Here is a 25,933-nt window from a genome sequence, read left to right on the forward strand (position 1 = left end):
GCAGCAGTAAGGCCGTTGCACCGATCCCTGAGCACCCAGGCATGCGCTGGGGGCGGGCACAAAAAAAGGAGGCAGGGCCTCCTTTTTTTTGTGTGCGGTTGCATCGCTCTGTGGTGCTATTGTATTTATAGCTGTTTGCGCTTGTTTGGCGGCAGTTTCAAGCCTTTTTAGGCTGAATGCATCGTGCAATCAGCGCAGGCAGCTATCTTTTGCATAGCGCCTGGCGGGGCTTGATCAGGCCGTCAGCCGCTCCAGCGCTTCGCGGTACTTGGCGGCGGTTTTTTCGATCACGGCCTGGGGCAGGCGGGGCGAGGGGGCGGTCTTGTCCCAGGGCTTGCCGTTCACCTGGGCTTGCTCCAGCCAGTCGCGCACAAACTGCTTGTCGTAGCTGGGTGGGTTGGCGCCAGCGGTCAGGGCGGTTTCGTAGCCTTCCACGGGCCAGTAGCGCGAGCTGTCAGGGGTCAGCACTTCGTCCATCAGCACCAGCGTGCCGTCGGGCGCCAGGCCAAATTCGAACTTGGTGTCGGCAATGATCATGCCTTTGGTCAGCGCAATCTCGGCGGCGGCCTTGTAGATGGCGATGCTCAGGTCGCGGATGCGGGTGGCCAAGTCCAGGCCAATCATCTCCACGGTGCGCTCAAAGGTGATGTTCTCGTCGTGCTCGCCCATCGCGGCCTTGGCGGCGGGGGTGTAGATGGGCTCGGGCAGCTTGGCCGCGTTGGTCAGTCCGGCAGGCAGGGGCACGCCGCACACGGCTTGCGACTCCTGGTATTCCTTCCAGCCACTGCCGGCCAGGTAGCCGCGCACCACGGCTTCGACCGGGATGGGCTTGAGGCGCTGCACCAGCATTGAGCGGCCGCGCACCTGCTCCACCTCGGCGGGGCTCACCACGCTCTCGGGGGCGTCGCCTGTGAGGTGGTTGGGGCAAATGTGGCCAAGTTTGTCGAACCAGAACAGCGCCATCTGCGTGAGCAGCGCACCTTTGCCCGGAATGGGCTCGCCCATGATCACGTCAAAGGCCGAGAGGCGGTCGCTGGCGACCATCAGGATGCGGTCGTCGCCCACGGCGTAGTTGTCGCGCACCTTGCCGCGTGCCAGCAGGGGCAGCGATGTCAGGGCAGAGGTGTGCAGGGCGGGGTTGCTGGGCTGTGTCATGGTGTCGGTTGGGCAATCTGCGCCGGTGGGCGCGCAGCATACGAAGGCAACGGAGGGTCGGTCGCTGCAGCGGTGCACGGCGGGCGGGCCGGGGTGTTCGTGGCATGTGCCGCAGCAGCAGGATTTTACTTGGCTTGCTCGCCCGCGCCCCGACCAGCGAACAGCCAGCCGCTGTGGCACCGTTGTGGCACATTGGGCGCCCCTCTCTGCTTTGGCTCAGGCACTGTTTGTGAACCCACCTTCTACACCCACCCCCCTCACTGCGCGGCGCGAGCTTTGGCTGTTGCTGACCCTGGCCGGCATCCAGTTCACCCACATCCTGGACTTCATGATCATGATGCCGCTGGGGCCGCAGTTCACCCAGTTGTTTGGCATCAGCGATGCGCAGTTCGGGCTGCTGGTGTCGGCGTACACGCTGTCGGCCGGGGTGTCGGGGCTGCTGGCATCGACCTACATCGACCGGTTTGGCCGCAAGCGCCTTTTGTTGGTGCTGTATGCGCTGTTCGGGCTGGCCACGCTGGCCTGCGGTGTGGCGCCCACGTATGCCACGCTCATGGTGGCGCGGGTGCTGGCGGGCACGTTTGGCGGGGTGCTGTCTGCGCTGTGCCAGACCATCGTGGCCGACGTGGTGCCGTTTGAGCGGCGCGGCCGGGCCATGGGCATTGTGATGACCTCGTTTTCTGTCTCCACCGTGGCGGGCGTGCCGCTGGGGCTCATCCTGGCCGAGCACTGGGGCTGGCACATGCCGTTTGTGTCGATTGCCGTGCTGTGCGGTGTCTTGCTGGTGTGTGCGGCCCGCTCTTTGCCCACCATGGACCACCACCTGGCGGCAGGGCAGGCCCGCACCGCCTTCGGAGGCATCGGGCAGGTGCTGCGCGATGTGAACCACCGCTGGGCGTTTTTGTTCTCGGCGCTGCTCATGTTCACCGGGTTCACGGTGATTCCGTACATCACCATTTATCTGCAGGCCAATGCGGGCGTGCGGGCCGACCAGATGCCGCTGGTGTACCTGTGCGGCGGGGTTGTCACGCTTTTTACCGCCCGTTTCTTTGGCCACCTGACCGACCGCCGGGGCAAGGTGATCACCTTCCGCTGGCTGGCCTTTGCCGTCATGCCCACCTTGCTGGGCATCACCCTTGTGCGGGGCGTGCCGCTGTGGGCGGTGCTGGTGGTGTCCACGCTGATGTTCACCTTCATGAGCGGCCGCATGATCCCCGGCATGGCCCTGGTCACCTCGGCCGCCCAGCCTGCGCTGCGCGGCACGTTCATGACGCTCAATGCCTCGGTGCAGTCGGCTGCCATGGGCGTGGCGTCTCTGGTGGGTGGGGTGCTGATTGGCCGCGACGCACAGGGCCTGGTGCAGAACTACTGGATGGCCGCCGTGGTGGGCATGGCCGCCAGCCTGGGGGCCGTGTGGGTGGCGGGGCGCCTGCATTTGCATGGGGCGCCGGGGGCTGTGCGCCCTTGAGCACAAAGGGGGTGCTGCAGCGGCTCACGCCCCTTCAGAACTGTGCTGACTCACGCATTGTGAGGGGTTTTTGGCCGTTTGGCACCTTCGGCCCGATAACCCGCCGATGCACATCGGAATGGGATTGCAATTAGCACAGTCCAGGGGCATAGTGAAGTCACGTCAACGGATGCATCCAGTTCGCCGGGCCGCCACTCTGATCCAGTGCGGCAAATGTTTTTCACCGAGAGCCACAGGAGACTTACCTATGAATTTGACGATCAGCGGTCACCACCTCGAAGTTACCCCTGCCTTGCGCAACTACGTCACCACCAAGCTCGATCGGATCACGCGCCATTTTGACCAAGTGGTTGATGTCAAGGTACTGCTGACAGTTGAGAAGCAAAAGGAAAAGGAAAAGCGCCAACGAGCGGAATGCAACATCCACGTCAAGGGCAGCGACCTGTTTGCCGAAAGCTCGCACTCTGACCTCTACGCCGCTGTGGATGAGCTGGTCGACAAGATGGACCGCCAGGTAGTGCGTCACAAGGATCGCCTGCAAGACCACCACCACGAAGCGGCCAAGCGCGAACTGCACGCTTGATGCACCTGCCCGTCAGGTGCCCACACAGCAACCGCCCCATGGGGGCGGTTTTTTTCTGGGCCACGCGGCTTTACTCAGGGTTTTCGCCAGTGTGTGCATAATTGTTACCTCCATGAACCGACTCGCCTCCATCCTCCCCGCCGCTCAAGTCCTTGTGAGCGTGGACGCTACTAGCAAAAAACGTGCTTTTGAAGAAGCGGGGCTGCTTTTCGAGAGCCAGCACGGCCTCTCGCGGGCGCTCATCACGGACAGCCTGTTTGCCCGTGAGCGCCTGGGGTCTACCGGCCTCGGTCATGGCGTGGCCATCCCCCACGGTCGCATCAAGGGGCTCAAGGCGCCTATGGCGGCGGTGTTCCAGTTGCTGCAGCCCATCGGCTTTGATGCCCCGGACGAAATGCCGGTCAATCTGCTGATTTTTCTGCTGGTGCCTGAAGCGGCCACCCAGAAGCACCTGGAAATCCTCTCTGAAATTGCCGAGTTGCTGAGCGACTCTGCCCTGCGCGAGCGGCTCAAGGCATCGACCGATGCGGCCGAGCTGCACGGCATGATTGCCGGATGGCAATCCACCCAGACCGCCTGATCCTTCCGATCTGCCCGGCGCGTTTCTCGTTCCACCCAGCGCCCTGTCGCTGTGAACTGCTGTGAGTTGCCGTGAAACCTAACGTAGTCAGCGCCGACGTCCTGTTTGAAGAATTTCGCGGCTCCCTCAAATGGGAGTGGGTCGCAGGCCTGGGCGCCTCTGAGCGCCGGTTCGATGAGGTGGCTGTGCGCTCCGCGCGCTCGGGCGCCGATTTGGTGGGCTACCTCAATTACATCCACCCCTACCGGGTTCAAATTCTGGGTGAGCGAGAGGTCGCCTACCTCAGCAGCAGCGAATCGCCCGACGATTGCAAGCGCCGCATTGCCCGCATCGTGACGCTGGAGCCGCCCGTGCTGGTGCTGGCCGACAACCAGGTGGCCCCCGATGCGCTGGTGTCCATGTGCGAGCGCGCGCAGATTCCAATGTTCTCCACGCACGAGTCCTCGGCCTTCGTCATCGATGTGCTGCGTGCCTACCTGTCCAAGCATTTTGCCGACCGCATCACCATGCATGGCGTGTTCATGGACATTCTGGGCCTGGGCGTGATGATCACGGGTGAGTCAGGCCTGGGCAAGAGCGAGTTGGGCCTGGAGCTGATCTCGCGCGGCAATGGCCTGGTGGCCGACGATGCCGTGGACCTGTTTCGCATCAACCAGACCACCATCGAGGGTAAGTGCCCCGAGCTGCTGCAAAACCTGCTGGAAGTGCGCGGCATTGGCCTGCTCGACATCCGCGCCATCTTTGGCGAGACGGCGGTGCGCCGCAAGATGCGCCTCAAGCTCATCGTGCACCTGGTGCGCAAAGAGACGCTGGAGCGCGACTACGAACGCCTGCCCTATGAGCCGCTCACGCAGGATGTGCTGGGCGTGCCCGTGCTCAAGGTCGTCATCCAGGTGGTGGCCGGTCGCAATATCGCCGTGCTGGTCGAAGCCGCGGTGCGCAACACCATCCTGCAGTTGCGCGGCATCGACACCTACCAGGAGTTTGTCGACCGCCACCGCCGTGCGATGGAACGCGACACGGGTGGCTAAATCAGATTGCTATTGATTTGGTAGCTGTTTGCGCTTGATGGACAAGCGGTAGAGCCTGTTTTGGCTCAAATCGGGCCTGCCAGAGTGCCTTTGCCCACCGAACCCTCGCCCCGGGATTCGCTGAAACAGGACATCCCCACCCCCAGCGCGAAGACACCAGCACCAGAGCGCCCAGAGTGCCCAGAGTGCCCAGAGTGCCCAAGCGTCACAACCCATTTGCGCCCCGAGGCCGTAAATACTGGCGCTCCCCCAACGCCAGTGCACCCGTGGAACCGGCTCCGCCGGGCCACCGGGTGCGTCCCCTTGAGGGGAAGGCGCCGAAGGCGACTCAGGGGGGAGTTATTTGCTAGCGCAGGCAGCGCACTGGCCGTACAAGGCCATGGTGTGGTCTTGCACCACCCAGCCCTTGGACTTGGCCACGGCCTGCTGGCGCTTTTCGATTTCAGCGTCGTAAAACTCTTCCACCTTGCCACAGGCAGTGCACACAAAGTGGTCGTGGTGCTGGCCTTCGTTCAACTCGTAGACGGCCTTGCCGCTTTCAAAGTTGCTGCGGATCAGGATGCCCGCCTGCTCAAACTGCGTGAGCACGCGGTACACCGTGGCCAGCCCGATGTCCGAGCGCTCTTCCAGCAGCACCCGGAACACATCTTCCGCCGTCATGTGGCGCTGCGCGCCCTTCTGGAAGATCTCCATGATCTTCAGGCGGGGCAGGGTGGCTTTGAGGCCCGTGCTCTTGAGTTCGTCGATGTTGGTCATGGCTGCTGGCTCCTTGCGGCTGTGCGGTTGCGGGAGAGGGGCCCGCCCATGCAAGGGAAGGCTGCCGCTACAATGGTTTGATCATATCCTTTGCCCTTTTCCCCATGCCAGACAAAGCTTGTTGCAACGCCCGCCTGGGTCGCATTCTTTTGGCCAGCGCTGCGCTCGCTGCCTTGGCGGCATGCGGCAGCCTGGACGGCGCCAGCCGCCGTGTGGCCAGCGTCGTCACCCCCTACAAGATCGACATCGTGCAGGGCAACTTCGTGTCGCGCGAACAGGTGCAGGCCTTGCAGCCCGGCATGAGCCGCCAGCAAGTGCGCGAGCTGCTGGGCACGCCCCTGATGACCAGCCTGTTCCACGCGGACCGTTGGGAGTACGTCTTCACCATCAAACGCCCCTCGGCCGAGATGGAGTCGCGCAAGCTCACCGTGTTCTTCCAGGGCGATGCCCTGGCGCGCCATGAGGGCGACGAGATGCCGTCGGAGACGGAGTTCGTGGCCACGCTGGGCTCGCACAAAGGCAAGCCCAAGGTGCCCACGCTGGAGGCCACCGAAGCCCAACTGGCCCGCTACCCCGCCCGCAAGGCCGAGGCAGCGGCACCCCAGGCACCGGCTGCGGCCATGCCGTCCGAGCCACAGCCCGCACGCTACCCACCGCTGGAATCGACTGCCCGCTGATGGGGCGCAGACCCCGGCGCTGACTTGATTGCCCGCGCGGGCCCGGCCTGAACGGGCCCCGCCTTTTGCCCAGTGCCCGCGCGCCGCGCTGCCGCTTGCAGCCCCTGCGTTGGCCAGACTTGCTGCCGTTTTGATGGCAGCCTTTATTGCAGGATTGACATGTCCGTGAACCCCTCTGCCACTGCGGCCACCCCCTCCACCCTTTGCCGCATTGCGGTGGCCGGCGCCTCGGGCCGCATGGGCCGCATGCTGATCGAAGCCATCCGTGCCAGCGACGACTGCGTGCTGGCCGGAGCGCTCGACCAGGCCTCCAGCCCCGCCGTGGGCTCGGATGCCTGCGCCTTTTTGGGCTATGCCAGCGGCGTGGCCATCACGGCCGACCTGAAGGCAGGCCTGCAAAACGCCGACGTGCTCATCGACTTCACCCGCCCCGAAGGCACCCTGGCCCACCTGGCGGTGTGCGCAGAACTGGGCGTGAAGGCCGTCATCGGCACCACCGGCTTCACCGATGCGCAAAAGGCCGAACTCGACACCTGCGCACAGCGCACGGCCATCATGTTCTCGCCCAACATGAGCGTGGGCGTGAACGTCACGCTCAAGCTGCTGCAAATGGCCGCCAAGGCCATGGCCACGGGGTACGACATCGAAATCATCGAAGCCCACCACCGCCACAAGGTCGATGCGCCCTCGGGCACCGCGCTCAAGATGGGTGAGGTGATTGCCGAGGCTTTGGGCCGCGACCTCAAGGACTGCGCCGTGTACGCCCGCGAAGGTGTGACGGGCGAGCGCGACCCGTCGAGCATCGGCTTTGCCGCCATTCGCGGTGGTGACATCGTGGGCGACCACACCGTGCTGTTTGCGGGCATTGGCGAGCGCATCGAGGTCACGCACAAGTCCTCCAGCCGCGCCACCTATGCGCAGGGCGCCCTGCGTGCCGTGCGCTTCCTGGCGGCCCACAAGACTGGCATGTTCGACATGTTCGACGTGCTGAACCTCAAGAACTGACGCAGGCCCCCGCGATGGACGCCCTTCACTGGTGGCGCCAGGGTGATGCCGTGACCCAGGGCGCCGCCGTGCTGCTGCTGGCCATGTCGGTGGCCAGCTGGGTGGTCATGCTCTGGAAGGCGCGCCTGGTGCTGCGCGCAGGCAGCGATGTGGCCCGCTGCACCGCTGCCGTGTGGCAGTCGCCCTCGCTTGACGTGGCCGCACAACGGCTGGCTGCGCTGGACCCGCAGGCGCTGGTGCTCCCCTGGTGGTGGCCGCGCAGGGCGTGGCCCAGTCTCCTGCGGTTTCAAGCTCTGCAGCCACCCTGGCTTCGGCAGGCCCCCTGTCGCAACAACTCACGCGCGTGCTGCGCGATGCACTGCACGGCGTGCTGGGCCGCCTGCAATACGGGCAGGTGCTGCTGGCCACCGTGGGCGCCACGGCCCCGTTCGTGGGCCTGCTGGGCACGGTGTGGGGCATCTACCATGCGCTCACGGCGCTGGGTGGGGGCGGCCCCGTCACCATCGACCGCATCTCCGGCCCTGTGGGCGAGGCCCTGGTCATGACCGCCGCCGGGCTGGCCGTGGCCATTCCGGCTGTGCTGGCTTACAACGTGTTTGGCCGTTTGATTGGCCGCATCGAGGCCGATCTGGAAGGCTTTGCGCTGGATTTGCGTGAGCTGCTGGCAAGCCCGGGCATCTCCTCTCCCCAGGCCGGGCCTTCGTCCTCTGACGGCGCACAGCCATGAGCTTCGGTCGGCTCGAACGCACCACGGGCGCCCAGCCCATGAGCGACATCAACATGACCCCGCTGGTGGATGTGATGCTGGTGCTGGTGGTGATCTTCATCCTGACTGCGCCGCTGCTGGCCAGCTCGATCCGGCTCGATCTGCCCAAGGCCGAGGGCACCGGCCCTGCCGTGGCCCCCGAGTTTGTGACCGTGGTGGTGGACGCCGCAGGCCAGGCGTATCTGGACGACCAACCCGTGTCGCAAGCAGCCCTGGCCGTGCGCCTGCAGCGCATTGGCGCGGCCCAGCCCGACACCGAAGTGCAGCTGCGCGCCGATGCCACCGTACCCTATGGCCGCGTGGTCGAAGTCATGGGCGCAGCCCACCAGGCCGGGCTGCAGCGCATTGGCTTTGTGGCCGATCCTGCCAAGGCCGGTGCGCCTTAGTGTTCTTGGTTGCTATTTAATTTGTAGCTGCTTGCGCTTATCAGTCAAGCGCTGCGGCCCAATAAGGCTTCGGGTAGGGCTTTGATCTGCCAGCAGCGAGACCGCTTGGGCATCCAGGTGCAGGAGCGGCTTGGCCCTGACACTGCTCGCTCGCCGTGCCGTTTGCCCCGTGTCGGTCCGCTTCACCGCCTAAAATCCACCGATTGCAGCCCAGAGTGGGCTTGCTCCGTTCTCTCACCTTCAAGCTCCCATGCAAGACAAATACTCCCACCAAGAGGTTGAACGCGCCGCGCACAGCCACTGGACTGCCCGCGACGCCTACCGCGTGACGGAAGACACCAGCAAGAAGAAGTTCTACGCCTGCTCCATGCTGCCCTACCCCAGCGGCAAGCTGCACATGGGCCACGTGCGCAACTACACCATCAACGACATGCTCACGCGCTACCTGCGCATGAACGGCCACAACGTCTTGATGCCCATGGGCTGGGACGCCTTCGGCCTGCCCGCCGAAAACGCTGCGCTGAAGAACGGTGTGCCCCCGGCCAAGTGGACGTACGAAAACATCGCGTACATGAAAAAGCAGATGCAGGCCATGGGCCTGGCCATTGACTGGAGCCGCGAGGTGGCCACCTGCGACCCCGAGTACTACAAGTGGAACCAGTGGTTGTTCCTGAAAATGCTCGAAAAGGGCATTGCCTACCGCAAGACCCAGGTCGTGAACTGGGACCCGGTGGACCAGACCGTGCTGGCCAACGAGCAGGTGATTGACGGCAAAGGCTGGCGCACCGGCGCCACGGTCGAGAAGCGTGAGATCCCTGGCTACTACCTCAAGATCACCGACTACGCCGAAGAGCTGCTCGATTTTGTGACCGGCGACAAGCTGCCCGGCTGGCCCGAGCGTGTGAAGCTGATGCAGGAAAACTGGATCGGCAAGAGCGAAGGCGTGCGCTTCGCCTTCCCGCACGACATCCGGGGTGATGACGGCGCGCTGATCGGCGAAGGCAAGATGTACGTGTTCACCACGCGTGCCGACACCATCATGGGCGTGACCTTCTGCGCCGTGGCGCCTGAGCACCCGCTGGCCGCCCATGCCGCCAAGACCAATCCTACGCTCAAGGCCTTCATCGAAGAATGCAAGAGCGGCGGCACCACCGAAGCCGAGCTGGCCACGCAAGAGAAGAAGGGCGTGCCCACGGGCCTGTTCGTCACGCACCCGCTGACCGACGAAAAAGTCGAGGTCTGGGTCGGCAACTACGTGCTGATGGGCTATGGCGACGGCGCCGTGATGGGCGTGCCTGCCCATGATGAGCGCGACTTCGCATTCGCCCTGAAGTACGGCATCGAGATCAAGCAGGTCGTGCTGGTCGATGGCGAGCACTTTGACTACCACCAGTGGAACGACTGGTATGGCGACAAGCAACGCGGCGTGACCATCAACTCCGACAGCTTCAGCGGCCTGTCGTACAAGGAAGCCGTGAACGCCGTGGCCCATGCGCTGGAGCAAAAGGGCCTGGGCGAGAAGAAGACCACCTGGCGCCTGCGCGACTGGGGCGTGAGCCGCCAGCGCTACTGGGGCACGCCGATCCCGATCATCCACTGCGACGAGCACGGTGCCGTGCCCGTGCCCGAAAAAGACCTGCCCGTGGTGCTGCCGCAAGACTGCATCCCCGACGGCTCGGGCAACCCGCTGCACAAGCACGAAGGCTTCCACGCGGGCGTGACCTGCCCCGTGTGTGGCAAGGCTGCGCGCCGCGAGACGGACACCATGGACACGTTCGTGGACAGCTCGTGGTACTTCATGCGGTATTGCGACCCCAAGAATGCGGACGCCATGGTGGCCGGTGGTGCCGACTACTGGATGCCGATGGACCAGTACATCGGCGGCATTGAACACGCCATCCTGCACTTGCTGTACGCGCGCTTCTGGACCAAGGTCATGCGTGACCTGGGGCTGGTGAAAGTGGACGAGCCCTTCACCAAGCTGCTTACGCAGGGCATGGTGCTCAACCACATCTACAGCCGCCGCACCGCCAAGGGCGGCAAGGACTACTTCTGGCCGCACGACGTGGAGCATGTGCTCGATGAAGGCGGCAAGATCATCGGTGCCAAGCTCAAGAACGAAGCCACCAGCGGCGACGGCATGTTGCCCGTGGGCACGCCCATCGAGTACGAGGGTGTGGGCACCATGTCCAAGTCCAAGAACAACGGTGTGGACCCGCAGGACCTGATCGAGAAGTACGGCGCCGACACGGCCCGCCTGTACACCATGTTCACCGCCCCGCCTGAAGCCACCCTGGAGTGGAACGACGCCGCCGTGGAAGGCAGCTACCGCTTCCTGCGCCGGGTGTGGAATTTCGGCGTCAAGCTCGCCGCCATTGACCGCGATGCCGCCATCGCCAGCGTGGCCGGTGCCAGCAGCCTGCAAGACGTGCAGTTTGGCAAGGAAGCCAAGGCCCTGCGCCTGGAGATCCACAACGTGCTCAAGCAGGTGGACTACGACTACCAGCGCATGCAGTACAACACCGTGGTCTCCGGCGCGATGAAGATGATCAACGCGCTCGAAGACTTCAAGGCCACCGATTCGGCCGGCGCCCAGGTGGCGCTGATCGAAGGCTTTGGCATCCTGCTGCGCAGCCTGTACCCCGCCACCCCGCACATCGCCCACAGCCTGTGGGAAAGCCTGGGCTACGCGGGTGCCCTGGGTGACCTGCTGGACGCCGCCTGGCCCCAGGTGGATGCCAATGCGCTGGTGCAGGACGAGATCGAACTCATGCTGCAGGTCAACGGCAAGCTGCGTGGCTCGATCCTAGTGCCCGCGCAAGCCGACAAGGCCGAGATCGAGCGCGTGGCCCTGGCGAGCGAGGCTTTTATCGCCCAGGCTGCCGGTGCCGCGCCCAAGCGCGTCATCGTGGTGCCAGGTCGCCTGGTGAACGTGGTCGTGTGAGGTGAAGCAGCCCGCGCTCTCCAAAAGAAAGGCGCTGCGGGCTGCGTTCCATGAGGGGCCTGCGGGCCCAGCCAACGCAACAAACAACTGATATGCAAAGACGCACTCTGCTGACCCTGGTTCCTACTGCCGTGCTGGCGGGCTGCGGCTTTCGCCTGCGTGGCGTGCCGGAGTTCGCTTTCTCGTCGCTCTACATTGCGGCGCCCACGGGCTCGTCGCTGGCGCGCGAGTTGCAGCGCACGCTCGATGGCTCGGGCAGTCAGCTCAAGGTGCTGCGCAATGCGGCCGACCTGCCCACCGCGCAGGTGGTGATCGACCTCCTCTCGGAGCAGCGCGATCGCGTGGTGGTGGGGCAGAACGCCTCGGGCCAGGTGCGCGAAGTGCAGTTGCGATTGAGGGTGAAGTTTCGCCTGCGCACGCCGGGCAGCGTGGAGATGATCCCCGAGACCGAGATCCAGCAGCAGCGCGACATGACGTACAGCGAAACCCAGGCGCTGTCGAAAGAGGCCGAAGAAGCCTTGCTGTACCGCAACATGCAGACCGACATCGTGCAGCAACTGCTGCGTCGCCTGTCGGTGGCCAAGCTGCCGCAGTGACGGTGCGGTGTCTCGGTTCTCTATAGAAAACGCCTCTAGGGCGCATTCATAAAGCGCAGCCAGCTATTGTTTTGATAGCTGTCTGTTCTTTCTTGGGCGCATATTAGGGGGCTGTTGTGCTGTGGGCCCGCCGCACAAATCGGCCCGCCCGCGCGCCCGTGGCGCGCTGCGCAGCGGTGTAGCTCAGCACGCCGTTCACCCACACCTGCTCGATGCCTTCGCTGAACTGCTGGGGCTGCTCGAACGTGGCCAGGTCGCGCACGCGCTCGGGGTCAAACACCACCACATCGGCCATGTGCCCCGCCTGCAGCAGGCCGCGCCCGCCGAGGCGAAAGCGCTGGGCCGACAAGCCTGTCATCTTGTGCACTGCCTCTTCGAGCTGCAGCAGGCCCTTGTCGCGCCAGTAGCAGGCCAACACGCGCGGAAAGGCGCCCCACAGGCGCGGGTGCGGGCGCTCGTCGTGTGGCAGCCCGTCCGATCCGATCATGGACAGCGGGTGCGCAATCACACGCTCCACATCGTCCTCGCGCATCTGAAAGTAGCAGGCCCCGCCGGGTTTGAGGCGCACGGCGGCCTCCTGTTGGGGCACGCCCCACTCGCGCGCAATGTCGGCCAGGTAGCGCCCGGCCATCTCAGGGTGCGGCTGGCTGCCGGTGATGAGGATGTCGATGATGCCGTCCACCAGGTCCTCGCGCAGCACGGTGGAGCCAGCGGTGTACGGGTACACGTCCATCGCAATCTCCTGGCCCTGTGCCAACTGGTCGATCAGCGGCAGGGTCTCGCGCGTGCGGCCCCAGTTGGCGGGCCCGGCGCATTTGTGGTGCGAGATCACCAGCGGCAGGCCCGACTGGCGGGCCGTGAGCGCGGCCTCTTGCAACGCAGGCAGGATGCCCGCCAGCTCGTCTCGGATGTGCGTGGCATACACGCCGCCGTGGCGCGCCGCCACCGAGGCCACGGCCACCAACTCCTCCACATCGGCCGCATAGGCCTCGCTGTAGAAGATGCCCGACGAGAGGCCCAGGGCCCCGGCGGCCATGGCTTCTTCCATGTCGGCGGCCATGGCGGCGCGCTCGTTGGTGGTGGCCGTCTGGCGCAGGTCGGCCAGGTGGCGCATGCGCAGGGCCGTGTGGCCCATCAGCGCGGCCACGTTCACGGCGGGCAGGGCGGCGTCCACGGCGCGGGCGTAGTCGGCCATGCTGGCGTGGCGAAACTGCAGGCGCCCCAGCAGCGAGAGCGGGGCGAGCGGGCTGTCGGTGACCACCGGCGCCAGCGAGATCCCGCAGTTGCCCACGATCACGGTGGTGATGCCCTGCGAGAGCTTGGGCAGCATGGTGGGCGCGTCCAGCACGGCAGCATCGTCGTGCGTGTGCACGTCGATGAAGCCGGGGGCGATCACGCGGCCGGTGCAGTCCACCTCGGTGAAGTGTTCGCAGGCCCGCGCACGGGCCAGGGCGGCGGGGTCGATCTGGCCGTGCGGGGCCAGGGCGGTGATGTGGTCACCTTCGATCAGCAGATCACCCACCCAGCCCGGGCGGGGGGTGCCGTCCACGATGCGGCCATTGCTCAGCAGCGTTGCGTGCGCCATGTCATTCCTCTGCGGCCAGGCCGCGCGATGGGTTAGGGGCTTGGCTGGCGGCGCTGGAGTGGCTCTGGCCCGCGTGGCTGTCAAAGGCACCGACGTACTCGGCGCTGTCAAAACCGTGTTTGTGCAGCAGCTGCTTGAACTGCTGCAGCCCGCGGGTGGCCACGGGGCCCAGCTTTTGCGCCAGGCGCACGGTCAGGATTTCAATCACCACCAGGTGGGCCAGATAGGCCTCGGTGCCTACGCGCATCACGGCGTCCTGCGGCACCGACACGGCCAGCACCAGGTCGGCCACCTCCGCCAGCGGCGTGCCGGGCTGCGTCAGCGCCACCACGGTGGCGCCTTGGGATCTTGCAAACCGGGCCGCCTCCAGTGCATAGGGCATGCGGCCCACGTGCGAGATGACAAAGGCCACGCCATCGGGCCCCAGCGTGCTGGCCGACACGAGCTGCTGGTGCGCATCAAAAATCGCGTTGGCCGTGCAGCCCAGGCGGAACAGGCGGCTTTGCAGCTCGCTGGCCATGAAGGTGGAGGCGGCACCGACCGAGTAGCAGTCGATGCGCCGCGCCTGCGCCAGCCGCTCGGCCACGCGGTCGAGCACTTCGGCGTCGAGGTTGCGGCCCAGCTCGGTCAGCGACGACACGGCCGCGTGCACGATCTTGCTGGCCACGTCCTGCGCGCTGTCATCGGCCAGCACGCTGCGGTGCAGGTGCGAGCCCGACACAGCCAGATCCTGCGCCAGGGCGACCATGAATTCGCGCACCGAGTCGTGGCCAAAGCTGCGGCAGGTGCGCACGATGGTGGGCATGGACACGCCCGCCTGCTGGGCCAGTTGCTCCACGGTGGCGACCACGGCGGCGCGTGGGTCGTCCAGCACCACGCGCACCACGCTGCGCTGCGCCTCGGGCAGGTCGGGCTGGCGCTCACGCAGTTGCTGTAGCAGGCTGGTAGGGGTTGGTTTGGACATGGTCAAAAACGGGTGCTGATGGCGCGGGTGATGGTGCCTTCGTCGTTCACGAGCGGCAGCCAGCGCCATTTGTCAAAAGTGGTGCAGGGGTGCGAGATGCCCAGGGCCACCCGGTCGCCCACGGCGGGGGCGGGGCCTGCCGAAGGGTCGTAGCGCAGGTAGGCGTGGTGGTCGTTGAGCGCGCTCACCGTCCACCCGGTGGGGGTGCTGGCAGCGCGGCGCTCGTGGCGCGGCGCCCAGCGCACGGGCACGGGCATCTCCAGATCGTACGAGACATCGCGCCGCCCGCCAGTGAGCAGGGCCAGCCCGGGCTCGGGCACCGATTGCACCATGGTCCAGACTTCGAGCGCGGGGCGCAGCGAGGCGTCCAGTCCCTCGCGCTGCTCCACATGCTTCAAAAAGCGCTGGTAGTTGCCATGGTCGTGCGTGACGTAGCAGCCCGAGCGCAGCACGCCCAGCACGGGCTGGGAAAGCCCTTGGGTGCGCAGCAGCGGGATGACCAGGTCGAACACGGCCGAGCCGCCTGCGGTGAGCAGGATCTCCGCATCGGCAAACAGGTCCTGCGCATCGCACGCGCGGGCCACTTCGGTCACGCGGCGCACCAGGGCCGTGACTTCGCGTGCATCGTGCTCGCTGTCGCAGCGGGCCACGCCGCCTTCGTAGCATTCCACACCGCCCAGCTGTACGGCGGGCGATTGGGCCATGGCCTGGGCCAGCGCCAGGGCTTCTTCCAGCGTGCGGCAGCCGGTGCGTTGGCCGGGCACGCCCATCTCCAGCAGGGTGTCCAGGCGCTTTTCACCGCGCGCAGTGTGGCCGCGTCGCTCGGCCCAGTCTTCAATGCAGCGCAGCTGCGCCAGGCTGTCGATGAGGAACCACACGCGCAGGTCGGCGTGGCGCTGCAGCAGCGCGTGCAGCCCGTCCAGGTCAGCATCGCACAGCACCTGGTTGGCAATGATGGCGCGGCGCGCACCGGCCTCCACCCCTACGCTGAGCTGGTACACAGTGGCAAAGGTCAGGCCCCAGGCGCCCGCCTGCAGCTGCTCGGCAAACAGCTCGGGCGACAGCGTGGTCTTGCCGTGCGGCGCCAGGGCCACGCCCTTGCGCTCGGCATAGGCCTGCATCCAGGCCAGGTTGTGGGCCAGGGCGCTTTCGCGGATGACGGCGATGGGCAAGGGCAGGTCGCCCGCCAGCACGTTCCAGCCGCGCTGGCCCAGGTCGGCGGGGCGGCAGGGCGTTGCGTGCAGCGGGTAGCCCTTGCAGCGGTGGTCAAGCAGGAATTCTTCGGTCATGGTGCGGGGTGAGAGGGTGCGGTTTTCCAGCAGGCGTGCAGGTGGCCGGGGGCCACTTCGCGCAGCTGCATGTCGGCGCTGGCGCAGCGCGCCTCGGCCTGGGGGCAGCGGGTGCGGAACACGCAGCCCGAGGGCGGGTTGGCCGGGCTGGGCAGGTCGCCTTGCAGCAGCGCAATGCTGCGGCGCTGGGCGGGGTCGGGGATGGGTGCTGCGGCCAGCAGGGCCTGGGTGTAGGGGTGCTGGGGCTGGGCGTACAGCGCCTCGGTGGGGGCGATCTCCATCACCCGGCCCAGGTACAGCACCACTACGCGGTCGCACAGGTACTCCACCACATCCAGGTCGTGCGAGATGAACAGCAGCGTGAGGCCCAGCTGCTCCTTCAGTTCGCCCAGCAGGTTCACCACCTGTGCCTGGATGGACACATCCAGCGCCGACAGCGGCTCGTCGGCCACGATGAACTGGGGCTCCACCGCCAGCGCGCGGGCAATGCCGATGCGCTGGCGCTGCCCGCCCGAAAACTCGTGCGGAAAACGCTCGGCATGCTCGGGCCTGAGGCCCACCTGCTCCAGCAGCTGGTGGATGCGCGGCAGGCGCGCGGCGCCCTTGGCCAAGCCGTGCGTATCCAGCGCCTCGGCCAGCACATCGCGGATGCGCATGCGCGGGTTCAGGCTGGCGTAGGGGTCCTGAAAAATGATCTGGATCTGCGAGCGCAGCGGCCGGTATTGCGACTGCGAGAGCTGAGCCAGGTCTTGCGGTGCGGCGCCGCCGTGGTAGCGCATCTGCCCGCTGGTCGGGTCCACCAGGCGCGTGAGCAGGCGGCCAATGGTGCTCTTGCCCGAGCCCGATTCGCCCACCAGGCCCAGGGTCTCGCCCCGGCGGATGGTGAAGCTCACATCGTCCACCGCGCGCACGGGGTGCGGGCCGCTGCCAAAGTGTTTGCGCAGGTGGGCAATTTCCAAAAGCGGTGCGGCGGTGTCGGTCGGTGCCATGGGCTGTGGGGTGTTCAGGACGGCGTTCATGCGCTCACCTCGGTGGGTTCGGCGTGTTCCTCGCGGTGCAGGCAGCGCACCATGCGGCGCGGGCCGGTGGCTTCCAGCGCAGGCATGGCGTGGGTGCAGTCGGCCTGCTGGCGTGTGCAGCGCGGCGCAAAGGCACAGCCGGGCGGGGGCGCGAGGGGGCTCGATACCTGGCCCGGAATGGCCACCAGCTTGCGCCGCCCGGCAGCTATTGCATGGTCAGTTGCCTGCGCTTGCCGCCGCGCCACACCGGGAAGGCAGGCCAGCAGGCCGCGCGTGTAGGGGTGCTCGGGCCGCGCGAACAGGTCGTGCACGCGGGCTGATTCGACTATGCGGCCGGCGTACATCACCGCCACGGCGTCGGCGTACTGCGCCACCACGCCCAGGTTGTGCGTGACGAACAGCATGCTCATGCCGGTCTCCTTCTGCAGCCGGCCCATCAGCGCGAGGATCTGCGCCTGGATGGTCACGTCGAGCGCCGTGGTGGGCTCGTCGGCGATCAGCAGCGTGGGGTTGCAGGCCATGGCCAGCGCGATCATCACGCGCTGGCGCATGCCGCCCGAGAGCTGGTGCGGGTACTCATGCACGCGCTGCGCAGCGGCGGGAATCTCAACCAGCTCCAGCATGCGGCGGGCGTGGGCCAGCGCGGTGCTGCGGTCCATCTTCAGGTGCAGGCGGGCCGACTCGGCAATCTGCTCGCCCACTGTCAGCACCGGGTTCAGGCTGGTCATGGGCTCCTGGAAGATCATGGCCAGCTCGTTGCCGCGCAGCGTGCGCTTGTCGGCCTCGGGCATGGCCAGCAAATCGACTTTGCGGCCGTCGCGCTGCACGAACCAGGCCTGGCCCGTGACCTGCGCCTGCGAGGTGCGGGCGTGCAGGCCCATGAGGGTGAGGCTGGTGACGGACTTGCCCGAGCCCGACTCGCCCACCAGCGCCAGCGTCTCGCCGGGGTGGATGGCAAAGGACACATCGGCCACGCTCTGGATGCGGCCCGCATCGGTGGCAAAAGAGGTGGACAGGCCGCTGACTTCGAGCCGGGGCGCGGCGCTCATCGTGGGGGAGGTCATACGGTCTTCTTCAGTTTGGGGTCGAGCAGGTCGCGCACGCCGTCGCCCAGCATTTGCAGCGACAGGGCCGTGAGCACGATGGCCACGCCGGGGGCAAAAATGGTCCAGAAGGCCTTGTCGGCATAGTCCAGGCTGCCCGCGATCATGGTGCCCCAGGTGGGGATATCAGGCGGCACGCCCACGCCGAGGAAGGACAGGCCCGCTTCGGCCAGGATGGCGTAGGCAAAGATGAAGGTCACCTGCACCAGGATGGGCGACATGAGGTTGGGCAGGATATGGCGCCACAGGATGAGGTGCGTGCGCACGCCCAGGGCGCGGGCCGCGTCCACAAACAGCAGCTCGCGCAGCACCAGCGTGGTGGCGCGCACCACACGCGCCACGCGCGGGGTGTAGACGATGACCAGCGCCAGCATCACGTTCCACAGCGACACGCCGAGGATGGACACGAGGGCGATGCCCAGCAGGATGTCGGGGAAGGACATCATCGCGTCCACCACGCGCATCAGCGGTGCATCCAGCTTGCGAAAGAACCCCGCAAACATGCCCAGCAGCGTGCCCAGCAGCACGGCGCCTGCGGCGGTGACCAGGCCAATCAGCAGCGAGTAGCGCGCGCCGTGCACGATGCGCAGCAGCACATCGCGGCCCAGCTCGTCGGTGCCCGCCCAGTGCGTGCCCGAAGGCGCGTGCAGCCGTTCGCTGATCGACAGGGCGTTGGGGTCCGCATCGGACACCCAGGGGAAGACGACAGCGATGCTGGCCACCAGCACAATCACGATGGCTGAGGCCAGCACCACCTTGCGGGCGAACAGGCGGCGCAGCACGGCCCGCAGGCGGTGCCAGAAGGAAGGGCTCGGGTTCATGGGGCTTCCAGGCGGATACGGGGGTCCACCAGCGTGTAGAGAAAGTCGATGGCCAGGTTGATGAAGACGTAGATGGCGGCAATCACCAGCAGCGTGCCCTGGATCACGGGGTAGTCGCGCCGCAGCACGGCCCGCACCACCAGGTTGCCCACGCCGGGCAGGTTGAAGACGGTCTCGGTCACCACGGTGCCGCCAATCATCAGCGCCATGGTTAGCCCCAGCACAGTGACGATGGGCACCAGCGCGTTGCGCAGCACATGCTTGACCATGATGGTGCCCTCGGGCAGGCCCTTGGCGCGGGCGGTGCGCACGTAGTCCTCGCCCAGGATGTCGAGCATGGAGGCGCGCGTGAAGCGGATGATGAGCGCCGAGTTGAGCAGGCCCAGCACCAGCGCGGGCAGCATCAGGTGCTGCAATCGCTCGCCCAGCGTGGCCGTGGGGTCGCCGTAGCCCGAGGCCGGAAACCACCCCAGCTTGACCGCAAACAGCTGGATGAGGATGAGGCCCAGCCAGAAGCTGGGCACGCTGGCGCCCAGCATGGCCACGCCGCTCACGGCCTGGTCGGTGGCGCTGCCGCGCCAGACAGCGGCGGCCATGCCGCAGGGCACGCCCACCAGCGCCGCAATGCCCACGGCAAACAGCGCGAGGAACAACGTGGGCTCCGCCCGCTCCAGCAGGGCCTGGGCCACGGGGCGCTGCAGGAACAGCGACTGCCCCAGGTTGCCCTGCAGCAGCTCGCCCACCCACAGCCCAAACTGCACGGGCAGGGGTTTGTCCAGCCCATACTGCGCGCGGGCCTGGGCAATGTCGGCGGCGGTGGCCTGGTCGCCCAGCAGCAGCGCCACGGGGTCCCCAGAGGCCAGCCGCGTGAGGCAGAACACCAGCACCGCCACCAGGGCCAGCACCACCACGGCGCCGCCCAGGCGCTTCAACAGAAATCGCATCATGGTGCTGTCTGCCCCTGCTTACTTGGCCAGTCCCGTGTTCCAGAAGAACGGCCAGATGGCCGGTGTGTAGCCTTGCAGCTTGGCCGAGCGGGCCGACAGGCCGTTGAACTTGCCCACCTCGATGAACGGCACTTCGTCGTACACCACCTGCTGCACCTTGCCCCACAGCGGGCCGCGCTTGGCCGGGTCGGTCTCCTGGTTGAAGGCGGCCAGACTGGATTTCTTGGCGTCAGACTCCCACCAGCCGGGCGCACCGTCACCCAGCTGCGGGGGCGAGAGCATGGGCTCGGGGAACAGGCCCGAGTGCGTGAAGTACACGTCCCACAGCTTGGGGTCGTTGCGGCGCTGCACCAGCGTGGCCCAGTCCACCACCTGCAGCTCGGTCTTGAAGCCCGCCTTCTTGAGCTGCTCGGACATCACCAGCGCCATGTTGTAGTGGAACTCGTACTGGCGGCTGGCCATGATGCGCACGGGCTGGCCGCCGTAGCTGGCCTTGGCCGCCTGCTCTTTGGCGGCTTGCGGGTTGCGCTCGTTGTAGAGCTTGCTGCCCGCGTCCGAGTAGTAGGGCGTGCCCTTGGGGAAGAAGTTGGGTTCCACCACAAAGAAGCGGTTGTCTCCAAAGCCTGCGGCCAGCAGCTCGCCCGTGCCCACGGCGGTTTGCACCGCGCGGCGCAGCGGCTGCGAGGCCAGCACGCCTTCCTTGGTGTTGAACACGATGTACGGAAAGCCAAAGTTCTTGGTCACGATGGGCACCACGGCAGGGGCGCCTTTTTCGATGCGGCCAATAGCCTCCACGGGCAGCAGGTCGGCGTACTGGAACTGGCCCGAGAGCGCGCCTTCGACGCGTGTGTTGGCGCTGGGCACGGGCACAAAGCGCAGCTCATCAAGCAGCGCCTCGCGCTTGCCTGCGTAGCCGCTGGCGGCTTCCTTGCGGCTGGCGTAGCCGTCAAAACGCACCAGCACGGTGAATTGGTCGGGGCGGCGTTCCTTGAACTGGTAGGGGCCGGTGCCGACGAAGTCCTTGAGCTGCGGCGCAATGCTCTCCTTGGCCATGATGGCGGCCATGCCGCTGGGCAGGGCCAGCTGGGCCAGCAGCGGTGCGTAAGGGGTTTTCAGTTTCAGCTCCACGGCCAGTGCGCCCTTGGCGGTGAGCGAGGCGACCTCTTTGCCCACGGCTTTGCCACGGGGGTTCAGCTCCATCCAGCGCTGCAGCGAGGCCACCACATCATCGGCCGTCATCTCGCGGCCGTTGTGGAACTTCACGCCCTTGCGCAGGGGGATGGTGTAGGTCAGCCCATCTTTGGAGACGGTGGGCAGGCCCTCCGCCAGCATGGGGGCGATGGCCCAGTTGGCATCGAAGGTGTACAGCGGCTCGTACACGTGCTGCATGATGGTGCCCACCAGGTCGGCTGTGCTCACCATGGGGTCCAGGCCCTGGGGCTCGCCCACCATGGCGAGGTTGGCGGCGCCGCCCTTGGACGGGGTGGCGGGGGCCGTTTGGGCCCAGCTGGCGCTGCAGGCCAGGGTGAGGGCGGCGGTCAGCGCCGCTGCACCCAGCAGGTTGCGGCGGCCCCGCAGTTCAAGCGTTGGCAGCGGATGCTGCACCAGGTTGGTTCCAGACGTTTGCATTGCACACCTCGAAGTAATAGGATTACACGAATAAGCACATTCGATGCCAGAATTGCGAACGAGATGGGCATTTCTGGAAGGAATTGTGTAATATCTTTACTCAAAGGAGCGTTTTCCATGCCAGTAGAAACCCTCGGCCAAGCGCCGCTCGCGTCCGATCGCCTCGCACGCCCCCTCTCGCCCGCCACCCGCGCAGGCGACTTCGTTTTTGTCTCGGGCCAGGTGCCCACCGACGACCAGGGCCAGGTCGTTGTTGGTGGCATCGAGGCGCAGACGCGCCAGGTGTTCCAACGCGTCAAGGACGCCCTGGCCCTGGCCGACTGCACCCTGGCCGATGTGGCCAAGGTCAGCGTCTGGCTGGCCGATGCGCGGGACTTTGGCAGCTTCAACCGCGTGTACATGGAGTGTTTTGGCGACCACCGCCCCGCACGCTCCACGGTCGAATCGCGCCTGATGATCGACGCCAAGGTCGAGATCGACGTGACGGCCTACAAGCCGCGCGGCTGAGCCATGACTGCGGCCAAACAACCCGTGTGGGACGTGGTGGCGTTGGGCGAGGCGCTGGTGGAGTTCAACCAGACGCGCCCTGGCGAGCCGCAGTACCTGCAGGGCTTTGGGGGCGACACCAGCAACGCGGTGATTGCCGCCGCCCGCGCAGGCGCACGCACCGCGTACCTCACGCGCCTGGGCAGCGATGCCTTTGGCCAGGCGCTGCTGGACCTGTGGGCGCGTGAGGGCGTGGACACCTCGGCGGTGGAGCGCGATGCGCAGCACCCCACGGGCATCTACTTTGTGGCGCACGGTGCGGCCGGGCACGAGTTCAGCTACCTGCGCGCGGGCTCGGCCGCGAGCCGCATGGCACCGGCGTGGCTGGAACAGACGTCGACGGATGCACCGGCGAATGGGCCCGCTGCCGTGCTACAGCAGTGCCGCATCCTGCATGTGTCGGGCATCTCGCTGGCGGTGTCGGCCTCGGCCTGCGACACGGCTTACGAGGCCATGCGCGTGGCCCGGGCGGCCGGTGCGCGCGTGGCGTTCGACCCCAACCTGCGCCTGAAACTCTGGCCCCTGGCGCGTGCGCGGGCCTGCATTGCGCATGCGGTGTCGCTGTGCGACATCTTCCTGCCGGGGCTCGATGACATGGCTGCGCTGCTGGGCCTGCACGATGCCGATGCGATTGCCGACTGGGGCCACGCGCAGGGCGCGGCCACGGTGGTCGTCAAGCTGGGGGCCGATGGCGTGCTGCTGAGCAGTGCCGACCCCGCCGTGCCGCGCCAGCGGGTGCCGGGCCGCAGTGTTGTGCTGGTGGATGCTACCGGCGCGGGCGACTGCTTTGACGGCAACCTGCTCGCGCGCCTGGCGCTGGGCGACGACCTGGCCGCTGCGGTGGCCTATGCCAACACGGCGGCATCGCTGGCCGTGCAGGGCTTTGGCGCCGTGGCGCCGCTGCCCACGGCGCAGCAGGTGCGGGCGGTAATGCCGGGGCTCTGACAAGCCTTGCTTTGCCCTGTGTAAGCGGGGATTGAAGTAAAAATAGCTGCTAGCGCTTATGAGGTAAGCGCTAGAAGCTATTGTTTTGATAGTGATTTGTACTGTCTAAGCACGCACGCAGGCCATCACACAGGCCGCGTGCGCATCAGGGTGCTCTTGCCAAACAGCGACTCCACCAGGTCCACCGCCAGCACAGCGGTCTTGTTGCGCACGTCCAGCGCGGGGTTCAGCTCCACGATGTCGAGCGAGGCCAGGCGGCCGCTGTCGGCGATCATCTCCATGCACAGCTGCGCCTCGCGGTAGGTGGGGCCGCCGGGCACGGTGGTGCCCACGCCGGGCGCAATGTCGGGGTCCAGAAAATCCACGTCAAAGCTCACATGCAGGTGGGTGTGTGCGTCCATGCCTGCCAGCGCGCGCTCCATCACCTGGCGCATGCCCACCTCGTCGATGGCGCGCATGTCAAACACCTCCAGGCCCTGCTCGTGCACAAAGCGCTTTTCGCCCTCGTCCACGCTGCGGATGCCAATCTGTCGGATTTGCGAAGGGTGCAGCGCCGGGCCGCCGCCGGGCATGGCCGCCAGCTGGGTCAGCTCGGCCGGGCCAAAGCCGCACAGGCAGGCCACGGGCATGCCGTGCACATTGCCGCTGGGGGTGAGTTCGCTGGTGTTGAAGTCGGCATGCGCATCGAGCCAGAGCACGCGCAGCTTCTTGCCGCTTTCTGCGCAGTGGCGGGCCACGGCGCTGATGCTGCCCAGGCCCAGGCTGTGGTCGCCGCCCAGCAGGATGGGCAGGTGGCCCAGTTGCAGCTCGGCATACACGGCGTCGTACACCAGCCGGTTCCACTGTGCCACTTCGGGCAGGTGGCGGTAGCCGTCCACCGGGGGCTGCCAGGGGTTGGAGGGGCCGCTCAGGTTGCCCCGGTCAAACACCTGCAGCCCGTGCGACTCCAGCGCCGCCTGCAGCCCCGCCACGCGCAGGGCCTCAGGGCCCATGGATGCGCCGCGTGCGCCCGCGCCAATGTCGGTGGGCGCGCCAATCAGGCTGGTGGGGTGGGCGGGACGCAGGGCCGGGTGGGGGGGCGGGGGCTGTTGGGTCATTGCGGGCTCTGGGGTGTGTTGGGGGAGGAGTCGTGGAATTGTCCTGCACTGCCCCGCCAAAGAACAGCGCCCAGGCTGCGCACTTTGCATGCTCTGGCGCACAATTTGTGTAGCCTAGTGCGGCAGATTGCGCAGTTGACGCCACATGCCGCCATGGGGCTCTGTTGACTGCGGGGGGCTGCACGAATGCCTGCCGGGGCTGAGGGTTTGTCCCCGTGCCTGGCAGGTGCCATTGGGCCGCCGTCTCGCTTAGGCTTGTCACCTGTTTGTAATGGAATGTTTCAGCAAGGGCGCATGGCCCGGCAAGCATTCCGCGAAGCGCAGCACACCGCAGGAGACAACATGCAGCTCGACAATATCCGCGTTTCTCGCAAGCTTTGGTTTGCGTTTTTGGGGTTGATGGTGGCCATGGCCGTGGTGTCGGGCTTGGCGCAAAACCGCAGCAACACGGCCATGTCGCGCGCCATTGACGCCGTGGCCGACATCGATGGGCGCCTGGCCTCGGTCATCCGCTGGCGCGGTGCCACCGGTACGGCCAATTTGATGGTGCATGGCATCGCCATCACCACCGACGAGGCGCTGGAGAAGCAATACGGCGCGCAACTCAAAGAGGCCATCGCCGGGATCGGGAAGATCCAGGAGGGCATCAGTGCCGGTATCTCCGACCCGGCGGACAAAGCCGCCATGGACAAGATCCAGGAAATCCGCAAACGCGTGCTGGCCGGTGTTGGCAAGATCCGCGAGCTGCGCGGGGCGGGTGATATCGCCGCTTCGCAGCGCTTTGCCAAGGAAGAGTTCACCGCGCTGATCAACCAGTACGAAGGTGCGCAAGACGAGTTCATCGCCCTGCTGGAACGCCGCCGCGACGCGGTGCGTGAAGACGCCACCACCCAGCGCATCCGCGCCGGGGTCATCGGTGCCATCACGGCGTTGCTGGTGTTTGGCGTGGGCACGCTGCTGGCCTGGTGGCTGGTGCGCTCCATCACCGCGCCGCTGCAGCAAGCGGTAGACACCGCCAACGCCATCGCCGCAGGCGACCTCACCCGCGAGCTGCAATCCACCCGCAAAGACGAACTCGGCCAGATGCTGCGTGCCCTCTCGGACATGTCTGCGCGCCTGCGCGGCGTGGTGAGCGAAGTGCGCCAGGGCGTGGACTCCGTCTCCAGCGCCTCGGTACAGATCGCCAACGGCAACCACGACCTCTCGGCCCGCACCGAGCAAACCGCCGCCAACCTGGAAGAGACCGCATCGAGCATGGAAGAGCTCACAGCCACCGTCACCCAATCGGCCGACACCGCCCGCCAGGCCAACCAGCTCGCAGGCACCGCCGCCCAGGCGGCAGCCCGCGGCGGAGAAGTGGTGGGCCAAGTGGTCACCAGCATGCAGCAGATCACCGAAAGCAGCCGCAAGATCAGCGACATCATCGGCGTGATCGACGGCATCGCCTTCCAGACCAACATCCTGGCGCTGAACGCAGCGGTGGAAGCCGCCCGGGCCGGAGAGCAAGGCCGAGGCTTTGCCGTGGTGGCCAGCGAAGTACGCAGCCTGGCCGGGCGCAGCGCCGAAGCCGCCAAGGAAATCAAAACCCTCATCGGCAAATCGGTCGAAAACGTTGAAAGCGGCTCCGAACAAGTCACCCAGGCAGGCAAAAGCATGGACGAAATCGTCGCCAGCGTGCGCCGCGTGAGCGACCTCATTGGAGAAATCACGGCATCGTCCACCGAACAACGCGACGGCATCGGCCAAGTCAACCAAGCCGTGGCCAACCTGGACCAGATGACCCAGCAAAACGCCGCGCTGGTCGAGGAATCCACCGCAGCCGCCGCCTCCATGCGCGACCAGGCGCAGCGGCTGGCCGAAGTGGTGAGCGTCTTCAACGTGGGCGCCAGCACCCGCGCGAGCGCGAGCGCCCCGGCCCCCCGGCCTGCGCCTGCCCAGCGCTTTGCTCCGGCCCCCGCCCGGGCCGCAGTGGCGGGCAGCAAGGCGGCGCCAGCGGCAGCCAAGGGCAATGACGATGAGTGGGAGAGCTTCTGAGGCAGTG

At 66.6% G+C, this 25,933-nt stretch carries 24 protein-coding genes and 1 pseudogene; 13 read left to right on the forward strand and 12 right to left on the reverse strand.

Going from position 1 to position 25,933, the window contains the following annotated elements; all coding sequences use genetic code 11:
* Positions 1-234: 234 nt before the first annotated feature.
* Complete coding sequence (locus EAG14_RS01455) at positions 235-1,155, reverse strand: phosphoribosylaminoimidazolesuccinocarboxamide synthase (protein WP_121727854.1); 921 nt, start codon at positions 1,153-1,155, stop codon at positions 235-237.
* 229 nt (positions 1,156-1,384) lie between these two features.
* Between EAG14_RS01455 and EAG14_RS01460 the strand changes: the two genes are divergently transcribed.
* From EAG14_RS01460 to hprK, 4 genes are all read left to right on the forward strand, one after another.
* A complete protein-coding gene (locus tag EAG14_RS01460) occupies positions 1,385-2,623 on the forward strand; it encodes an MFS transporter (RefSeq protein ID WP_121730244.1) in 1,239 nt (412 codons plus the stop codon).
* Positions 2,624-2,870: 247 nt separating this feature from the next.
* On the forward strand, positions 2,871-3,206 hold the full coding sequence (gene hpf, locus EAG14_RS01465) for a ribosome hibernation-promoting factor, HPF/YfiA family (protein WP_099656984.1): 336 nt from the start codon (positions 2,871-2,873) through the stop codon (positions 3,204-3,206).
* Between the two features lie 112 nt (positions 3,207-3,318).
* Positions 3,319-3,786: a PTS sugar transporter subunit IIA gene (locus EAG14_RS01470; RefSeq protein ID WP_099656983.1), complete on the forward strand. Its 468-nt coding sequence runs from the start codon at positions 3,319-3,321 to the stop codon at positions 3,784-3,786.
* 71 nt (positions 3,787-3,857) lie between these two features.
* Positions 3,858-4,817 carry an HPr(Ser) kinase/phosphatase gene (gene hprK, locus EAG14_RS01475; RefSeq protein ID WP_099656982.1) on the forward strand — a complete coding sequence of 320 codons (960 nt, stop codon included), beginning with the start codon at positions 3,858-3,860 and terminating at the stop codon, positions 4,815-4,817.
* Between the two features lie 339 nt (positions 4,818-5,156).
* Here the strand turns inward: hprK and fur are convergent, their stop codons facing one another.
* Positions 5,157-5,573 carry a ferric iron uptake transcriptional regulator gene (fur, locus tag EAG14_RS01480; protein WP_099656981.1) on the reverse strand — a complete coding sequence of 139 codons (417 nt, stop codon included), beginning with the start codon at positions 5,571-5,573 and terminating at the stop codon, positions 5,157-5,159.
* 104 nt (positions 5,574-5,677) lie between these two features.
* Here fur and EAG14_RS01485 point away from each other — a divergent pair, with 104 nt between their 5' ends.
* Together EAG14_RS01485 and dapB are read left to right on the forward strand one after the other, a co-directional pair.
* Positions 5,678-6,250 carry an outer membrane protein assembly factor BamE gene (locus EAG14_RS01485; protein WP_121727855.1) on the forward strand — a complete coding sequence of 191 codons (573 nt, stop codon included), beginning with the start codon at positions 5,678-5,680 and terminating at the stop codon, positions 6,248-6,250.
* Positions 6,251-6,409: 159 nt separating this feature from the next.
* Complete coding sequence (gene dapB / locus EAG14_RS01490; protein WP_121727856.1) at positions 6,410-7,255, forward strand: 4-hydroxy-tetrahydrodipicolinate reductase; 846 nt, start codon at positions 6,410-6,412, stop codon at positions 7,253-7,255.
* Between the two features lie 25 nt (positions 7,256-7,280).
* Here dapB and EAG14_RS23035 read toward each other — a convergent pair whose 3' ends face one another.
* On the reverse strand, positions 7,281-7,418 hold the full coding sequence (locus tag EAG14_RS23035; RefSeq protein ID WP_205603479.1) for a hypothetical protein: 138 nt from the start codon (positions 7,416-7,418) through the stop codon (positions 7,281-7,283).
* Between EAG14_RS23035 and EAG14_RS23630 the strand changes: the two are divergent.
* From EAG14_RS23630 to lptE, 4 genes and pseudogenes are all read left to right on the forward strand, one after another.
* Positions 7,363-7,982: pseudogene (locus EAG14_RS23630) on the forward strand (MotA/TolQ/ExbB proton channel family protein). The gene EAG14_RS23035 and the pseudogene EAG14_RS23630 overlap by 56 nt on opposite strands.
* Entirely contained in the window at positions 7,979-8,407 is a 429-nt protein-coding gene (locus tag EAG14_RS01500) for a biopolymer transporter ExbD (protein ID WP_099656977.1), read from the forward strand. The pseudogene EAG14_RS23630 and the gene EAG14_RS01500 overlap by 4 nt, the downstream one beginning before the upstream one ends.
* Before the next feature lie 250 nt (positions 8,408-8,657).
* The gene (gene leuS, locus EAG14_RS01505) at positions 8,658-11,351 is read left to right on the forward strand and encodes a leucine--tRNA ligase (protein WP_121727857.1); all 2,694 of its coding nucleotides are present in this window, start codon (positions 8,658-8,660) and stop codon (positions 11,349-11,351) included.
* A 92-nt stretch (positions 11,352-11,443) separates the two neighbouring features.
* Positions 11,444-11,947: an LPS assembly lipoprotein LptE gene (lptE, locus tag EAG14_RS01510; protein WP_121727858.1), complete on the forward strand. Its 504-nt coding sequence runs from the start codon at positions 11,444-11,446 to the stop codon at positions 11,945-11,947.
* Positions 11,948-12,050: 103 nt separating this feature from the next.
* Here the strand turns inward: lptE and EAG14_RS01515 are convergent, their stop codons facing one another.
* Genes EAG14_RS01515 through EAG14_RS01550 form a run of 8 tightly spaced genes read right to left on the reverse strand, consistent with a single transcriptional unit; the run spans position 12,051 to position 21,304 of the window.
* Positions 12,051-13,532, reverse strand: a complete 1,482-nt coding sequence (locus EAG14_RS01515; RefSeq protein ID WP_121727859.1) for an amidohydrolase family protein — start codon at positions 13,530-13,532, stop codon at positions 12,051-12,053.
* Between the two features lies 1 nt (position 13,533).
* Positions 13,534-14,496: a MurR/RpiR family transcriptional regulator gene (locus EAG14_RS01520; RefSeq protein WP_121727860.1), complete on the reverse strand. Its 963-nt coding sequence runs from the start codon at positions 14,494-14,496 to the stop codon at positions 13,534-13,536.
* 2 nt (positions 14,497-14,498) lie between these two features.
* Positions 14,499-15,785 (reverse strand): amino acid deaminase, encoded by a 1,287-nt coding sequence (locus tag EAG14_RS01525; RefSeq protein WP_121727861.1) that lies wholly within the window; start codon positions 15,783-15,785, stop codon positions 14,499-14,501.
* Positions 15,782-16,804 carry an ABC transporter ATP-binding protein gene (locus EAG14_RS01530; protein WP_205603485.1) on the reverse strand — a complete coding sequence of 341 codons (1,023 nt, stop codon included), beginning with the start codon at positions 16,802-16,804 and terminating at the stop codon, positions 15,782-15,784. Before EAG14_RS01530 ends, EAG14_RS01525 begins: the two co-directional genes overlap by 4 nt.
* On the reverse strand, positions 16,801-17,868 hold the full coding sequence (locus EAG14_RS01535; protein WP_121727863.1) for an ABC transporter ATP-binding protein: 1,068 nt from the start codon (positions 17,866-17,868) through the stop codon (positions 16,801-16,803). Before EAG14_RS01535 ends, EAG14_RS01530 begins: the two co-directional genes overlap by 4 nt.
* Positions 17,865-18,728 (reverse strand): ABC transporter permease, encoded by an 864-nt coding sequence (locus EAG14_RS01540; protein ID WP_121727864.1) that lies wholly within the window; start codon positions 18,726-18,728, stop codon positions 17,865-17,867. The genes EAG14_RS01535 and EAG14_RS01540 overlap by 4 nt, the downstream gene beginning before the upstream one ends.
* A complete protein-coding gene (locus EAG14_RS01545) occupies positions 18,725-19,675 on the reverse strand; it encodes an ABC transporter permease (RefSeq protein WP_099656969.1) in 951 nt (316 codons plus the stop codon). The genes EAG14_RS01540 and EAG14_RS01545 overlap by 4 nt, the downstream gene beginning before the upstream one ends.
* A gap of 18 nt (positions 19,676-19,693) precedes the next feature.
* Entirely contained in the window at positions 19,694-21,304 is a 1,611-nt protein-coding gene (locus EAG14_RS01550; RefSeq protein WP_121727865.1) for an ABC transporter substrate-binding protein, read from the reverse strand.
* 117 nt (positions 21,305-21,421) lie between these two features.
* Between EAG14_RS01550 and EAG14_RS01555 the strand changes: the two genes are divergently transcribed.
* Together EAG14_RS01555 and EAG14_RS01560 are read left to right on the forward strand one after the other, a co-directional pair.
* The gene (locus EAG14_RS01555; RefSeq protein WP_010466576.1) at positions 21,422-21,811 is read left to right on the forward strand and encodes a RidA family protein; all 390 of its coding nucleotides are present in this window, start codon (positions 21,422-21,424) and stop codon (positions 21,809-21,811) included.
* A gap of 3 nt (positions 21,812-21,814) precedes the next feature.
* Positions 21,815-22,795, forward strand: coding sequence for a sugar kinase (locus tag EAG14_RS01560; RefSeq protein WP_121727866.1), 981 nt, complete (start codon positions 21,815-21,817; stop codon positions 22,793-22,795).
* A 125-nt stretch (positions 22,796-22,920) separates the two neighbouring features.
* On the opposite strand, the gene rocF is transcribed toward EAG14_RS01560, so the two are convergent.
* The gene (gene rocF, locus EAG14_RS01565; protein WP_099656966.1) at positions 22,921-23,892 is read right to left on the reverse strand and encodes an arginase; all 972 of its coding nucleotides are present in this window, start codon (positions 23,890-23,892) and stop codon (positions 22,921-22,923) included.
* Between the two features lie 342 nt (positions 23,893-24,234).
* Here rocF and EAG14_RS01570 point away from each other — a divergent pair, with 342 nt between their 5' ends.
* On the forward strand, positions 24,235-25,926 hold the full coding sequence (locus tag EAG14_RS01570; protein ID WP_121730245.1) for a methyl-accepting chemotaxis protein: 1,692 nt from the start codon (positions 24,235-24,237) through the stop codon (positions 25,924-25,926).
* Positions 25,927-25,933: the final 7 nt, after the last annotated feature.

The sequence above is a fragment of the Acidovorax sp. 1608163 genome, from assembly GCF_003669015.1.
In the GTDB taxonomy this organism is placed as follows: Bacteria; Pseudomonadota; Gammaproteobacteria; order Burkholderiales; family Burkholderiaceae_C; genus Acidovorax.

What these genes read in the sequence shown, in the direction of transcription:
- EAG14_RS01455 (WP_121727854.1), bottom strand. Translation starts at nt 1,155, where the DNA reads ATGACACAGCCCAGCAACCCCGCCCTGCACACCTCTGCCCTGACATCG.
- hpf (WP_099656984.1), top strand. Translation starts at nt 2,871, where the DNA reads ATGAATTTGACGATCAGCGGTCACCACCTCGAAGTTACCCCTGCCTTG.
- EAG14_RS01470 (WP_099656983.1), top strand. Translation starts at nt 3,319, where the DNA reads ATGAACCGACTCGCCTCCATCCTCCCCGCCGCTCAAGTCCTTGTGAGC.
- fur (WP_099656981.1), bottom strand. Translation starts at nt 5,573, where the DNA reads ATGACCAACATCGACGAACTCAAGAGCACGGGCCTCAAAGCCACCCTG.
- EAG14_RS01485 (WP_121727855.1), top strand. Translation starts at nt 5,678, where the DNA reads ATGCCAGACAAAGCTTGTTGCAACGCCCGCCTGGGTCGCATTCTTTTG.
- dapB (WP_121727856.1), top strand. Translation starts at nt 6,410, where the DNA reads ATGTCCGTGAACCCCTCTGCCACTGCGGCCACCCCCTCCACCCTTTGC.
- EAG14_RS01500 (WP_099656977.1), top strand. Translation starts at nt 7,979, where the DNA reads ATGAGCTTCGGTCGGCTCGAACGCACCACGGGCGCCCAGCCCATGAGC.
- leuS (WP_121727857.1), top strand. Translation starts at nt 8,658, where the DNA reads ATGCAAGACAAATACTCCCACCAAGAGGTTGAACGCGCCGCGCACAGC.
- lptE (WP_121727858.1), top strand. Translation starts at nt 11,444, where the DNA reads ATGCAAAGACGCACTCTGCTGACCCTGGTTCCTACTGCCGTGCTGGCG.
- EAG14_RS01515 (WP_121727859.1), bottom strand. Translation starts at nt 13,532, where the DNA reads ATGGCGCACGCAACGCTGCTGAGCAATGGCCGCATCGTGGACGGCACC.
- EAG14_RS01520 (WP_121727860.1), bottom strand. Translation starts at nt 14,496, where the DNA reads ATGTCCAAACCAACCCCTACCAGCCTGCTACAGCAACTGCGTGAGCGC.
- EAG14_RS01525 (WP_121727861.1), bottom strand. Translation starts at nt 15,785, where the DNA reads ATGACCGAAGAATTCCTGCTTGACCACCGCTGCAAGGGCTACCCGCTG.
- EAG14_RS01530 (WP_205603485.1), bottom strand. Translation starts at nt 16,804, where the DNA reads ATGAACGCCGTCCTGAACACCCCACAGCCCATGGCACCGACCGACACC.
- EAG14_RS01535 (WP_121727863.1), bottom strand. Translation starts at nt 17,868, where the DNA reads ATGACCTCCCCCACGATGAGCGCCGCGCCCCGGCTCGAAGTCAGCGGC.
- EAG14_RS01540 (WP_121727864.1), bottom strand. Translation starts at nt 18,728, where the DNA reads ATGAACCCGAGCCCTTCCTTCTGGCACCGCCTGCGGGCCGTGCTGCGC.
- EAG14_RS01545 (WP_099656969.1), bottom strand. Translation starts at nt 19,675, where the DNA reads ATGATGCGATTTCTGTTGAAGCGCCTGGGCGGCGCCGTGGTGGTGCTG.
- EAG14_RS01550 (WP_121727865.1), bottom strand. Translation starts at nt 21,304, where the DNA reads ATGCAAACGTCTGGAACCAACCTGGTGCAGCATCCGCTGCCAACGCTT.
- EAG14_RS01555 (WP_010466576.1), top strand. Translation starts at nt 21,422, where the DNA reads ATGCCAGTAGAAACCCTCGGCCAAGCGCCGCTCGCGTCCGATCGCCTC.
- EAG14_RS01560 (WP_121727866.1), top strand. Translation starts at nt 21,815, where the DNA reads ATGACTGCGGCCAAACAACCCGTGTGGGACGTGGTGGCGTTGGGCGAG.
- rocF (WP_099656966.1), bottom strand. Translation starts at nt 23,892, where the DNA reads ATGACCCAACAGCCCCCGCCCCCCCACCCGGCCCTGCGTCCCGCCCAC.
- EAG14_RS01570 (WP_121730245.1), top strand. Translation starts at nt 24,235, where the DNA reads ATGCAGCTCGACAATATCCGCGTTTCTCGCAAGCTTTGGTTTGCGTTT.